The organism is Psychrobacter sp., from assembly GCF_030454045.1.
Lineage (GTDB): Bacteria > Pseudomonadota > Gammaproteobacteria > Pseudomonadales > Moraxellaceae > Psychrobacter.
In genome coordinates this window covers 59,994-74,185 of record NZ_JAKDJE010000004.1, presented here as the reverse complement: position 1 = coordinate 74,185, position 14,192 = coordinate 59,994, and the positions used below count along the sequence as shown (strand labels likewise).

The following is a 14,192-nucleotide window of genomic DNA, read 5'->3' as shown; positions in this document are numbered from 1 at the left end:
TAGACAGTATATAGCTTTAGAGCCTACGCCAGCATGAATAATGTCCATTACACCTCAAATGACATTAGCTGAGCGATTGGTATGATTTATCGCCAATCGCATTGAAAAATACAGCACCGTTATGAAGAAGTTTATATATGCCAATATATCAAAAATCGTGTGTAAATTTGCGCGCTTAAATCACATCAGAGTAGCACTTGACCGAGCGGATAATGACTGCCGTTGGTGGTATTTAGTATCTCTAATATCTGACTGATTTTGTCGCAAATACTCTCTACAAACGCCGTAGAATAGCGGTCGTTTTGATAGGTAGTCACTATGCGTAAAGCATGCTGATCTTCCTCAAATACGTCATCCATAATCTCAAAATGTAGCCCAAACATCGAGATGTCTTTTTTCGGTGGTATCTGCTGATAGTGTAGCGCTTTATTATTAGGGTCAGTTAACGTGCCGTTTAAGGCATTATTTGAATGAATGTGTATATAGACATCAAAGAGTAGGCCATCGGTAGGGGACATTCCCAGTGATTTTTGAATAATATCAATCGGAATGTCTGCATAGCGCATCGAATCATTGATGGTAAACGTAATATCGTTGAGTAGCGATTCAACAGATTGTTCAGTATCGAATTGGATGCGATGAGCGACCATCGTTGTAAAATAGCCAACCGTATCGAAGAATTCGGCATCGGTTCTGCCAGAGGCGGACGTACCAATAACGATATCGTCTAACCCACTTTGCTTGTGCAAAGATAGGGCGATAGCTGTATATATAACCCCAAATAAGGACGAACCATGTTGCCGAGCAAAGGCAGATATTGTCTTATAGGCCTCTGTACCAAGATCAAGCTCTATGCATTGCGCGTTGGTTGATATCTCATATGGCGTGATAGTGGCGCTATCTGATGAGTCAGGCGGAGAGAAGCCCTTAGGGGCATCACGTAACCTATTTGTCCAATAATTGACATGTTGTTGGTTTATCCCTTGCTGCTGCTGAAGTAGCGCAAAATCATTGATATTACCTGCGCTTGTATCCCACTGCGGCTCTTGATGTAGGGCTCGAGACAGATAAGCTTGAGAGAGGTCTGCCATGATGGTATTTAATGACCACTCATCAATGACCATATGATGTATCAGTAAGGACAACACTTGTGATTCAGATGCTGGGCTTTGCAAAAAGCGAATTTTTAATGGCAGCTCAGAGGCGAGGTCAAATTGGTAATCGGCTTCATCAGTCAGGGTGACGCCTTGACTGTCTTCACTGGACCAAAACCATTGATATTGATTCAGCTCCGAGACAGGCACAATGCGCTGTATCGTTACATCGTTCTGTGTGTGAAAGGTCGTACGCAAACTGGCATGACGTTTGATGATATCGCTAAAAGCTTGATAGAGAATCTGTTCATCGACCGCCTCAGAAAAAGCGACGGCAAAAGGCAGGTTGTATATCGGACTAAACTCGTAGGCCGTATAAGCATGCCACAAAAACTGCTGCGCCAATGTCAGTGGTGCTTGTTCTTGAAAGACGGCAGCGTCATTTGCTGCTGTTGGCGTCTCGGTCGTGTGATCAGTCGTATTGACGCTCACATGCTCGGCAAGGGCTGTAGCTGAGGGTGACTTAAAAAAATCGTTAAAACCAATGTCAATACCATGAGATTGGGCAAGCTTGCCAATGATACGGGTGGCTAATAATGAGTGACCGCCATAATCAAAGAAATCATCTACTGCCGTCATTTCAGGCTCTGCCAGTGCGGCGCGAAATTCGCCAAGGATAATGGCCGTAAGCGCTTCTTGATTTTGCGCCTGCTCTGAGGCGCTTTTTTGTGTGCTGGGTGTTGATACTGGCGCCTCAATGGCTGTCCAGCTCAGAGTAGCATCCTGCGGCATCCGCTGATGATAGTGGTTTTTTATGACACCAGTAATGTCTGTTAAATGATGAGCCTGATCAAGTATGGGATGTAATTCTAGTATGAGAACAGTATCGCACTCAGTATGTACAATAAATGAATTAAAAGGCGGGTTAAGAGCCGCATTCCACGGCATATCCTTAAGCTTGGACATATAGTTAGGGATGTCGGTAGCAGCCACGCTGGCCGTCTGTAAGCAGCACTCAGGTTGTTCATATTGGTATTTATACAAGTCCCCATCATCACTAAAGCGGTATCTGACATTTAAATCAGGTATCTCCTCGATAGTATCTTTGATCGCTTGGCGTAATACCACCTCATCGATATCGCTACTCAGACGCCAAGCCCCACTGTGTCGAATAACCTGTTCAGGTTGTTGTAATTGTAGCATCCAAATGTGTTCTTCATAGTCGCTGACTGGCATGAGCAGCTGTACTTGTGATGTAGAATTCTGTGCCAACATAATTTGTCCTATTGAATAAAAACTAATAAAAACCTCATTCTTGTAAAGAGGCATGTGTGTAAAGAGGGCTGGTGTAGCAGCGTATTTGTATCAATGCTCTTGTACTCATGCCTCACGTCGAATAGTAAGCGTCTGATCGGGTTGTACACCAAAAAGTAAGCAGTCCAGTGCCGCATATGCTATCTAAATAGGAGGCACTGAAGTTTTGTACTCATGAACTGTATGCACAAATGAAACGTACCAAAACATATCAGCGAGCTAAGCGTTGATGAGCAAATCAAAATCTTAATTTTTAAATGATGTTGATTATCATTATCATTATCATTATAATCAAAACTATTGTCAAGAGTGTGAATTTAGCCACGCCTAAATAGCCTCTTCATAACAAGGCTCTAAAGCCTTTGCTCATAACTGATTGACAAAAAATTATAGCGGGAGTTAATCGCCTGTAAGTACGTACCTAACAGTAGAAAACTTACTTGGGTTGACTGTTTAATCGTAAAAAATAACCATGTATAACCTAATCTGTGGTGGGAATGAATGTGATGCTACCTGTTGCTTGTCAAGAACGTCTCAATGACTTTTGGCATTATTGCCTAAAAAATCAGTATTTTAATGTTGGCTATCCTGAGTCTGCAGACTTCGACTATTCTGCTTTGTATCGGTTTTTTAATTTTTCCCTCAACAACTGCGGCGACTGGGACGCACCCAGTAACTATGCGCTGAACTCATTTTCGTTTGAAAAAGAGGTAATGAATTACTATGCCGATTTGTTTCAAATACCTTTTAAGGACAGCTGGGGCTATGTCACTAACGGTGGGACAGAAGGGAACATGTTTTGCTGTTATTTAGCAAGAGAGCTGTTTCCCCATGCCACGCTGTACTACTCCAAAGAGACGCATTATTCGGTCTTAAAAATTGCAAAACTGCTGCGCATGAAGTCGTGTGTCATTGCGTCTTTAGACAACGGTGAAATGGATTACGATGATTTGATTCATCAGGTGCAGCGCAATGGGGACAAAAACCCCATCATCTTCGCCAATATTGGTACGACCATGTCAGGAGCGGTAGACAATATAAAAATCATTCAACAGCAATTAGATCACATTGGCATCTGTCGTCAGGACTACTATTTACATGCAGATGCGGCGCTCAGCGGTATGATTTTGCCTTTTGTGGACTGTCCGCAGCCATTTTCATTTGCCGATGGTATCGACTCTATCAGTGTGTCTGGACATAAAATGATTGGCTCGCCTGTGCCATGCGGTATTGTCGTTGCCAAACGTAACAACGTCGATCGTATCGCCGTAGATATCGACTATATCTGCGCCCGCGATCAAACCATTAGCGGCTCTCGAAATGGTCACTCCGTACTATTTATGTGGGCGGCCATTCATAACCGTTCAGCACGGCAGTGGCAGCAACGTATCCATCGCTGTCTGAGCATGGCTCAATATGCGGTTGATCAATTCCAAGCAGCGGGGATTGATGCGTGGCGCAATCCCAACTCTATCACTGTGGTTTTTCCGTGCCCCGCTGAGGCGGTGTGGAAAAAGCATGGCCTTGCTGTCTCTGAGGATCATGCTCATTTGATTGCGACCGCGCATCATAAAGACAGTCACAAGATTGATGCTTTGATTAAAGATGTGGTTGCAAGCTTACAAGAGCGTCTACAGCCCAGCTAATGCGGTCTTAGCATCACTGTTCTACCTAACCTTAAACGCAAAGCGATCAAAACTATTGGCCGCTACCTTTTTCTAATCATGCTGACAACCAATCATGCTGGTAAATAAGCGCGCTGGATTCAATTTATGAAACAAACCAACCACGGTCATCGGAGAAGCCAATGAGTAAGTTAACATTGCGCAGCTTGATGACTGACCCAGTAATCATGCCCACTTTACGTCCTGCACTACCCAAGCTCTCTATTGGAGTGCTGTCCTCGTCCTTATCTGGTCTGGCCATGCTTGGGGCGCTGTGGTGCTTGGTCAAATTAATCGATGATCTTGCATCGCAGTGGGTTATTGCGGCTGTGGGGCTGTGGTTGCTAGGCGCTTTGTTTGCAGCGGCCGCATCTTGGCTTGCTCATGATGCAGAAGCAGCGTTTTCTGCAAGACTGCGGCGGCAAGTGGCCAATCATGTGACCCGATTGCCTGCCAGCACATTATCCAAACAAGGCGATCAGTCTTTACGGCGCTTGGTGTCAGAAGATATTACGACGCTGCATCATATGGTGGCGCATCTACCCTCAGAGGTGACAAGCTTTGCGATTTTACCGCTGGCATCTATTGTTATATTGGTGAGTGTGGCAGGCCCTGTGGCGCTGTGGGTCTTACTGCCAGGTGTGATCGCTTCTTTATATTATCTAGTCATTGTGCCGCGCGTGACAGCGCGTGATGGTGCTGCGCGCATGCAGGTGGTGGGCGAGGTCATCTCTGCTGTAGATGACTATGCACGTGGTATCCGCGTCAATCGCATCTATGGCCAACAGTCGGGGGCGCTGGCTGCTTATCATGATGCCACCAAGCGCTTTACAGACAGCTTGGTCATGTGGGTAAGTAAAGTGGCGACGCTCGCAGGTATGGCCGTGGCACTGCTACAAGCGGTAGCGACATTTGCCGTTGCTTATCTGATCGCTTATGACTACGACACCCCAGTGATGGCCACGATCTTGTTTTTTAGTCTCGCCGTTGTCAGTCCCGCGTTACGTTTGGGGCATGGGCTAGATTATGTTGGCGCTGGTAAAGCGGCGGCAAGTCGGCTGATCGCATTATTACAACAACCAATATTACCCAAGGGTCAAATAACGCAGCTATCAGCGCCGTTCACGCTGAAAATTACAGACGCTGAGATGGTGATCGATAATGTCCAAATAATTGACGGGTTGACGCATACGTTTAAGACCAATGCCGTCACTGCCATCACAGGGCCCAGCGGCGTGGGTAAAACGACGCTGCTGCGTATGCTGGCAGGTTTTGAGCCATTGCACACCGGACAGGTGCAGCTGGCAAACACGAATATAGCCAAGCTGGATGAAAACACCAAACATGATGCTGTATTGTTCGTACCGCAAGGGGGTGATGTATTGCCTGCAACCGTCAAAGACAACCTACTATTATTTGCCCCGAATGCCACAGATCAAGCGCTTAATGCGGCACTAGAGTGCGCTCAGCTGAGCGTGGAGCTGAGCGCTGATGCTCAGTCGCTCTCAGGCGGCGAACGTCAGCGTATCGGTCTTGCCAGCGTATTCTTATCATCAGCACCTATCATTCTGCTTGATGAACCGACCAGCGCTTTGGATCACGCGAGGGTTACAAAAGTGCTAAAAGCCTTGCTAGATGAAGCACATAACCAAGAAAAGACCATCATTATGGTGACTCATGACAAGGCATTGTCGGAGCAAACAAATGCTCGACTAGAGCTGACATCCAATACTGATCTGGAGCGTTTGTCATGAGTATTACCGTAGATACACCACACAAAAAGCCGACATCGTCATTACCAGCAATTGCGCGCAGGCGATTGATGACAGTAGGGGTAGGCTGGATAGCGGTCGCTGTCCTAGAAGCCATTGCTTATACCGCGCTGGCACTGGGTATTGTCAATCAATGGTCGCCCAAATGGGTCTTAATCACAGCTGCGGCCGCCATTCTTGCTACCGTATTGGTCAATCGTTCAGGCTACTTAACTGGTGTGCGGCTGGCGGGTGACTTGTACGCGGCGCTGGGTCAGGCTTTATCACGCACCAAACTGTCTTGGTTTACCAATGAGCATCGTGCTCAGGTTGCGACCATTGCCGGTCAAGGCATACCAGGATTTATGAGTATCCCCGCGCATCAGCTGCAAAAGTTCTTGCATGCGCCCTGCATTCCCTTATTTTTGGTCTTTGGGATCGGCATGGTTGCAGGGTTAGCGCTGGCATTAGTGGCGGCGGCGCTATTGATATTGTCTCTGATCGCCCAGTTTTTATCACAGCGGGCGCTAAGCCTGGCAGATAATAATCGGCATAAGGCAGAAGCCAGCACCGCAGAAGCGACGCTTGAATTGGTAGATCATATTGAGTTATTAAGAACAGCGGCAGGCCCCAAGCGCGCCATCGCCCGTATTGAGCAGCGCTGGCGTATTCAAGAAGATACCTTAAAAAGCACCAACAACGCTGCCGCCATGGCCGTGTTTGTCTCAAACCTAGCTACGGTGTTACCCTTAGCCGGTATGGCCGCTTACCTCATTATCACAGGTGGCAGTAGTGCGGCAATGGTCTTGGCGGTGCTGATTTTGGTCGGTCGTGCAGCCGCACCACTTGGTGAACTGGCTGTGGCAGGTTTGGGTATTAATGATTTAAAGGCCTCTCTACAGAATTATCAGCAGGCGATCAATACACCAACGCTGCCTGAGCCTGCCCTTATCAAGTCCGCTCCTGCTGACTATCAGCTCAGTGTGTGTCAGGTGAGTCATGCATGCGTCTTAAAAGACATCAATATTGATATTCCAGAAGGCAATCGAGTGTGGGTTACGGGTGTGAGCGGCAGCGGTAAGAGCACCTTGCTTGAGTTATTGATGCGCTTTGACGATCCTGAGCACGGTCATATTTTGCTCGGCGGCGTAAAGATCAGTGACATGCCATATGAAGATCTAGCAGCGCATATTGCCTATGTCCCTCAAGACCCTATCATATTTACAGGCACTCTGGCTGAAAATATCCGTATTGGCAATCCGCAAGCATCAGACGTTGAGGTTGACAGCATTGCCCGAAAAATGACGCTGGAGTCTGTGATTGATCGTGCCCCTGAAGGAATACATCAGTCCGTGGGTCAGCAAGGATCCGCTTTATCAGGAGGAGAGCGTCAACGCGTCGCACTGGCACGCGCATTAATCAAAAAAGCGCCTATTTTGGTATTAGATGAAGCGACATCGGCTTTGGATGAAGAGATCGAAAAGGCCATTGTCGATAGCATTCGCGCCTTGTCTGCCACGGTGGTTTTTGTGACGCATCGTGATTCGACGATCTGGCAGCCGACACAATCTATCGCTTTATAGGGCTGATATAGAGTGGTCATCTCATATCAAAGACGGTCAAACGCAGTTGCGTGCTGTTCGCTCCTGTGTTTGAAGACAGACACTATAGATGGTGAAACATAGAGATATAAAGCTGAGTGAATATGATGTCAATGAATAACCGTTATCACCTGTTTTGTCTGCCACCAGCGGGCAGCAGCTCTGCGATCTATAGCGCATGGAAGCCAGTGGTGGCCGAGACTTGTGAACATACGCATATAAAAATCATACCGATAGAGTATGCAGGCCATGGCAGCAGATCGGGGCAGCCATTGGTTAATGATCCAAATGTATTGGCAGCAGACATTGCCCAGACGATAATGTCCTATAAAGACGTCCCTTATATTTTATTTGGGCACAGTGTCGGTGGCGCTTTGCTATGGCCGGTGATCGATCATCTACGCGCACAGGATGCGCTTGAACTGTTGGTACTGGTAGTGGTCAGCAGTCGCCCAGAGCCGCAATATTTGCAACATATTTGCGACAGGCAGCACTTAACGGATGATGAGATTATCGAAAAACTGGTGCATTACAATAATTTTCCGCCTGAGATTTTACAAAATACAGCAGCGCTGAACTATTTTTTGACCATTATGCGTAATGATTTTTCTATCAGTGACCAGCTTATCTGTCAGCAGATGACCAAGACACCTTCGCCTTTAACCGCGCCCTTAATTGCATTTTACGGTATTGATGATCCAGATATCGAAGACGAGGCGATGATGCAAGCGTGGCAAGCACATTCTGAGGTTTTTTTGGGGTGTCATGCACTGGCAGGCGATCATTTTTATTTTTTAAATCCGTCATCGCTTACGCAAATGCTAAAAAAAATAGAGGACTGTTTGCTGTATGCGTTACCACACCGCAAAGCGTGAGGTATCGGACATCAATGCTTTGTTGGCACAAGATGCGCGGGCGCTGAGTGATATACGCCAGCATATTCGGCTGACGTATATCACTGTGGCGCTCGCGCATCACCAGATACATCAGCTGTCTGTGATTGTATTGACCGCCAATTTTGCGATAGAGGCGGCGTATGATTGTTTTGATATTGACTTACCAAAGGCATTAACCCGCGTATCCACAAAGCGAAAGCTGGATTTTTTGACGGGGCGCTTGGCGGCAAAGCTTGCCTTACAGTCGTTTGGCTTGACTCATTTTACCGTATTAAAAGGGAAGCATGGCGAGCCGCTATGGCCAAATGGCATAACAGGGAGCATTAGCCACACAGGTGACAAAACATCGTGTACGGCGATCTGCTGCGCTTATCGGCAACCATCTATGCAGGATTGCAGTGCTATAGGGGTGGATATTGAGGCCAAAATAAACAATGTTTGCTTTGAGCGTGATGAGCCTCAGCACTACGCTTTTTTAAATGATCAAGAAGCTATGGCACTGGTAGAATATTCGTGTGGCACACATCCGAATCACTATATCTATTTAATGATATTTTCTGCTAAAGAAAGCCTCATTAAGGCGATATATGCCAAATATAATGTATTACTGAGTTTTTTAGCGTTTGAGTATATGGGCGTGTCTGGTGATGTTATGACTTTTACCGTCATCGATAGCACGCAAAAGGCACAAGGAAACGGACTGGCCCAAGCGGTGATGCAGGTGCAGTGGGTGATAACAGAGCAGCATATCATTACCATCTGCTCTATATCATAGAGATATCTAAAAATGAATATAATGCACTGATCACAGCAGCCACGTGTCCATAGCAAGTGGCGATAGCGTCTTGGCAATTCTGTAGAACACAGTCAATCAAGCACAGTCCATAAGTATCAAACATTTAATACAAGTACCACCTGCAATTTATCATTGATAATGATTATCAATATCACCATTATTTTTATTTATAAAACGTGAGTAACAATAATGATCGATGCATTAATAACCACAGTGAGATATCAATTATGTCTTTACAACACTATTTAGAAACACCGACAAATCATGAAGCACATTTTGCCTGCTTTTCCACAAAAGAATATCACCTGATTGGCAAGAATTTTTCGCAGACGCTAATGACACCTGCAGCAGATACGGCACATTTTAATCAGCGTATCGCTGATCGTTTTAAAGAGATGAAAAATAATGGCGATAAAAATCCAATCTTAATTGCTGCTATTCCTTTTGATATCAGAAATGACGCGGTATTAAATTTTTATAGTGACTACGATAAGTCGGACCAAAAAACCAAAAAAACTGATCTGATAAAAAATGAGACGCACATCAAGAACAAGACATTACTGGTGAATCAAGATAAGTTCAAAAAAACCGTCAATTATGCGTTAGAGACTTTCAAAAGCACAGAGCTAACAAAAATAGTACTGTCACAAGCGGTTGATGTTAGTTTTGATAAGTCGCAGAACCTAGCCTTTTATTTAGACGCCTTGCTGGATAAGAACCCAACCGCTTATAACTTTGTGATACCCGTAGACAATCAGCAGTACCTACTAGGGGCAAGTCCAGAGCTGCTATTGTCTAAAAATGATCGACTCGTTAAGAGCAATCCTCTAGCGGGTTCTAGACCCAAGCGTGATAGCTTAGAGCACAATCAAAAGAACCAACAAGCCTTGCAGGAGTCGATCAAGGATCAGCACGAGCATAAAATCGTTGTCGAAAACATATCGCGCAATCTAGTGGCTGACTGTGTAACGCTAAGTATGTCTGAGTTTCCAGAAGTGCTTGAAACCTCGACCATGTTTCATTTGTCCTCAACATTACAAGGCACACTAAGAAAAGCCGCACCCAACGCTTTGAGCTTGGCATTAAAGCTACACCCAACCCCCGCAGTGTGTGGTACACCAACGCAATTGGCCAAAGATTTTATATTACAGCATGAAGGGTATGAGCGCGGCTATTACACAGGCTTGGTGGGCTGGATGGATGCAGAAGGCAATGGCGAGTGGGTCGTCACAATTCGTTGCGGGCTATTGAATGATAAAAAATTACGGTTGTACGCGGGTGCTGGTATCGTTGAAGGGTCTGATCCAGAGTCGGAATGGCGTGAGACAGAAGACAAAATGAAAACCATACTACGCCTCTGTGACACCAGCGCGTAACCCACTTAAGGATCAGCATGATGACAAATCACACTGTGATAAAAAAAACCGCATGGCTGGTGGGCGTCAATCAAGGTATTGGCGCAGATGTGATGCAGCGCCTGTTAGATGAGGATGTTGAGGTTATCGGTATCGATAAGGCCAAAGACAAACTGCCCGCAGTGTTACAACAGCAGGTACACATTTGCGACATTCGAGATGAACAGCAGATTATGCACTTATGTGAGACACTATTAACGGTCAGTCCCCCTGACTATTTTATTCATATTGCAGGTGTCCTGCATTTGGCACAGCACAATGATATGTCCTCTAAAGATTGGCTGGATACCTTTGCAGTAAATGTGTTTTCTTGCTTTCACTTCTGCCAAAAGTTGACGCCTTATTTTAAAGAAAAACGCAGTGGCAGTATCGTTGTGGTGTCATCCAATGCCGCTACTATGCCGCGTATCAATATGTCCGCCTACGGGGCATCAAAAGCGGCACTGACTTACTTCACAAAAACAGTGGCATTAGAGCTGGCTGAATATGGTGTCAGAGCCAATGTGGTGTCACCAGGATCTACCGAAACGGCGATGCAAACGCAGCTATGGGGAGATGAGAATGGGGAGCAAACCACCATTACGGGCAATCTTAAACAGTATAAACTTGGCATACCGCTACAAAAAATAGCGCAGGTTAAAGACATCACGAACGTGATCATGTTTTTTATAAGCGATCAGGCGTCACATATCACCATGCAGGATCTGGTGGTGGATGGTGGTGCGACGTTAGGGTGCTAGCACGGTGGTATGAGCACTGAGTAAGGGCATAGAAAAGACAAAGATATAAAAAAAGGGTTTACCGCGGTAAACCTTTTTTAGATCCTTATTAGGCGACGCAGCTTTATTGACGGTCTAAAGCAAGCTGTGCTTTTATCATCACCTCACCCAGAGTTTTACAGACTACCAGTGAATAAAAATCAAGCGAGACATTCAGTTGCTGTGATAGCTGCGTGGCAATGGTCATCAGTTGTTTGGGTTTTATGCTTAAAGCAAACAGTTGCGTATCGCCCTCCAGCGTTTGTATTTGGTGCTTGGGTAGATAGTTTTTAAACAAGGTCAAAACGGTATCAATCACTTCTGCTGACAGACTAGAATCAGTGGGCGTGCCCGCTATGACAGGCGTCGGCGCTATAGATAATCGTTCCTGCGCTAGGCTTAGTAGTTTGTTACGATCGACTTTGCTGTTCGCTGTTAGCGGTATGTCGTCTATCAATAAAAACTTAGAGGGAATGTGCGAGCTTGGTAGCTGATCTTTTAGATAGGTTCTTAGATCAAAAGCGCTTAGCTGCTGCTTGGGCAAGCGGTTGGTACTGCTTGTGTCATGCGTATTTTTGATGGTGTAAAGCGCCACCAGCTCATTGATATCGGTGGTAGGGTGTGTGCAGCTGATCACCACGGCATGATGAATGGCAGGGTAGGTAGATAAGGCATTTTCAACTTCAGATGCCGCAATGCGCACGCCTTTGACCTTAAGATACCCTTCCTTGCGTCCTGAAAATATGATCGCGCCATCATCTCGATAATAACCCAAATCACTCATCTTAAAGGCCATGACCACATCGCCATTTGTCGTTTTAATGGGCATGAAGTCATTGTGATGTGTCTCTCCATCCAATAAGTAGCCATTTGATAAATTGATTCCAGACATATACATGGTTCCGATGGTGCTAGTCTCACAAGGCGCATGCTGCTCATTTAGGATATGATACTGGTTGTGTGCTAAGGCCTTCCCGTATGGAATGATGTGTTGATCGTCGTCAAGGACCTCATGCCAAATACTCCAAATGGTGGTTTCTGTCGGCCCGCCTAAAGAAAACTGCCGCGCTTGAGGCAGGGTCTGCTTGAGCAGAGTAATTATGGATGGCTTGATATAATCACCACCTTGGGCAATTAAGCGCAGGGTCTTGATTTGGTCATGACCACTCACCGTCAGCAACATATCGACAATGGCAGGCACGCTACACCACAGCGTGATGTGATGTTTAGCGATCAATGCTGCCCATGCACCCGCATCTTTTTGCTGCTCGGTAGTTGGGATGACCAGCGTCGCTGCAACTGATAGGGGCGTAAAAATATCGAACACAGACATGTCATGATGAAAAGGCGTGATAGCCATAAAGACGTCGTTATGAGTGACGTCCCAATGTGCGATGGTTTGTTGCAAGACGTTGGCGGTTGCCTGATTGTTTAAGACCACACATTTTGGCTTGCCTGTGCTACCAGAAGTATAGAGATAGTACGCAGGGCGGCGGCTCAGATCATAGACGCAAGACCAGTCACGCAGATCTATCGGATCGTTATGACCGCGCGCGGTATCAATATCAATGGTCGTTATTTGAATGCCAGACAGCTGCGATAGTGGCCCCTGACTGACGGCAAAGTCGGCGCGACTGTTGGTCAGTAAATAGTCAATTCTTGAGCGCGGTGCTTGTATATCAATGGGCAGCCAAACAATACCCATTAAGGCACATGCAATCGTGGTATAGATATGTTCGGGGCTTTTGTGCAAGCAAATGGCTACCACAGACCCAGCACGAATGCCTTGCTGCCTAAAGGTTGCCATCATTACTGCAACATGATGACCAACCTCATGGTAGCTGATCGATTGGTCAGCAAAAATAAGCGCGGTTTTATCTGGCGGTGTGATCAATACATTGGTCTTAATCGTATCAAGATAGTCATGCAATACGACATTTGCAAATGCAGTGTCTTGGTTGGGAGTATAAATACCCTCTAGATGGTCATCACTCACGTTTTTCATATCCTTTTACCTAAGGGTGCTATTTAGGCTGACTTTTGCTGTTGTTGTATCAAATCCCACCAGTTAGATAAGGTTGGATTGCGTGCAATTTCTTCAAAACCAATATCAATGCCATATCCTTTAAACTCGGCGGCAAGCTGCATAATCCTAAGCGAGTCTAACCCGTATATAATTAAATTCTCCTCAGGATCTATCTCCTCCTCTTCCTCAATGAGCTGCTCAACTCGAGTATGAAGCCACTGTTTGGTGATTGTATTTGTTTTTGCCCCGACGATCGCTTCGGTGTTGAGCACTTGACCACAACGCGAAGACACATACTGTAGTGCCATGCGATGCTCCGCTTCTGAGAAGTCGGCAACCGCATCACCGACTAAGAAGCATTGAATGTCACTCATAAACGCATCTATAGCGGTCACCATACAGCCAATATGGGCATAAACCCCGCCTATAATCAGCTGGTCACGGTTCCAGCCTTGCATACGCGCTCGCAAGTCTGAGCGGGCAAACGCGCTGTAGCGCCACTTGGTCAAGACGGTATCTGTGTCAGCTGGGGTGAGCGGATCAACGATAGACTGCTGATCGGCTGTCGATGCTGGCAAGCCTGCGCCCCACATAGCATTGAGTAGTGCGCGGTCTCCCTCTGGCTGTTCATAAGGCTGGGCGGTATATACCACAGGGACGCCATTGTCATAGGCCCATTGGCGCAGGCGGGTTAAATGATGGATCAAGGTATTAATAAGTGTACTGTCCGTCTCATAAAAATTGACAAAATAACGCTGCATATCATGAATGAGGAGTACGGCTCGTTTGGCATCGAGTTGCCAATTTACTTTATTGGTAGGGTAGCTTTCAGGCTGCGGCATGGGATAATCGGAGAGTGTTTTGATGGTCATACTGG

The 14,192-nt window shown here is 46.1% G+C and carries 10 protein-coding genes; 7 read left to right on the top strand and 3 right to left on the bottom strand.

Going from position 1 to position 14,192, the window contains the following annotated elements; all coding sequences use genetic code 11:
* Positions 1–185 precede the first annotated feature (185 nt).
* On the bottom strand, positions 186–2,369 hold the full coding sequence (locus L0G63_RS01550; protein WP_301449078.1) for a condensation domain-containing protein: 2,184 nt from the start codon (positions 2,367–2,369) through the stop codon (positions 186–188).
* 542 nt (positions 2,370–2,911) lie between these two features.
* On the opposite strand from L0G63_RS01550, the gene L0G63_RS01545 reads away from it, so the two are divergent.
* The 7 genes from L0G63_RS01545 to dhbA all read left to right on the top strand — a co-directional run bounded on the left by L0G63_RS01545 (position 2,912) and on the right by dhbA (position 11,271).
* On the top strand, positions 2,912–4,054 hold the full coding sequence (locus L0G63_RS01545) for a histidine decarboxylase (protein ID WP_301449077.1): 1,143 nt from the start codon (positions 2,912–2,914) through the stop codon (positions 4,052–4,054).
* Positions 4,055–4,215: 161 nt separating this feature from the next.
* Complete coding sequence (locus L0G63_RS01540) at positions 4,216–5,826, top strand: ABC transporter ATP-binding protein (RefSeq protein ID WP_301449076.1); 1,611 nt, start codon at positions 4,216–4,218, stop codon at positions 5,824–5,826.
* Positions 5,823–7,406, top strand: coding sequence for an ABC transporter ATP-binding protein (locus tag L0G63_RS01535; RefSeq protein WP_301449075.1), 1,584 nt, complete (start codon positions 5,823–5,825; stop codon positions 7,404–7,406). The genes L0G63_RS01540 and L0G63_RS01535 overlap by 4 nt, the downstream gene beginning before the upstream one ends.
* A gap of 131 nt (positions 7,407–7,537) precedes the next feature.
* Positions 7,538–8,299 (top strand): thioesterase II family protein, encoded by a 762-nt coding sequence (locus tag L0G63_RS01530; protein WP_301449074.1) that lies wholly within the window; start codon positions 7,538–7,540, stop codon positions 8,297–8,299.
* The gene (locus tag L0G63_RS01525; RefSeq protein ID WP_301449073.1) at positions 8,274–9,095 is read left to right on the top strand and encodes a 4'-phosphopantetheinyl transferase; all 822 of its coding nucleotides are present in this window, start codon (positions 8,274–8,276) and stop codon (positions 9,093–9,095) included. The genes L0G63_RS01530 and L0G63_RS01525 overlap by 26 nt, the downstream gene beginning before the upstream one ends.
* Positions 9,096–9,343: 248 nt before the next feature.
* Complete coding sequence (locus tag L0G63_RS01520) at positions 9,344–10,492, top strand: isochorismate synthase MenF (RefSeq protein WP_301449072.1); 1,149 nt, start codon at positions 9,344–9,346, stop codon at positions 10,490–10,492.
* 20 nt (positions 10,493–10,512) lie between these two features.
* Positions 10,513–11,271, top strand: coding sequence for a 2,3-dihydro-2,3-dihydroxybenzoate dehydrogenase (dhbA, locus tag L0G63_RS01515; RefSeq protein ID WP_301449080.1), 759 nt, complete (start codon positions 10,513–10,515; stop codon positions 11,269–11,271).
* Positions 11,272–11,374: 103 nt separating this feature from the next.
* Here dhbA and L0G63_RS01510 read toward each other — a convergent pair whose 3' ends face one another.
* A complete protein-coding gene (locus tag L0G63_RS01510; protein ID WP_301449071.1) occupies positions 11,375–13,294 on the bottom strand; it encodes an AMP-binding protein in 1,920 nt (639 codons plus the stop codon).
* Between the two features lie 23 nt (positions 13,295–13,317).
* Complete coding sequence (locus L0G63_RS01505; protein ID WP_301449070.1) at positions 13,318–14,187, bottom strand: isochorismatase family protein; 870 nt, start codon at positions 14,185–14,187, stop codon at positions 13,318–13,320.
* Positions 14,188–14,192 lie beyond the last annotated feature (5 nt).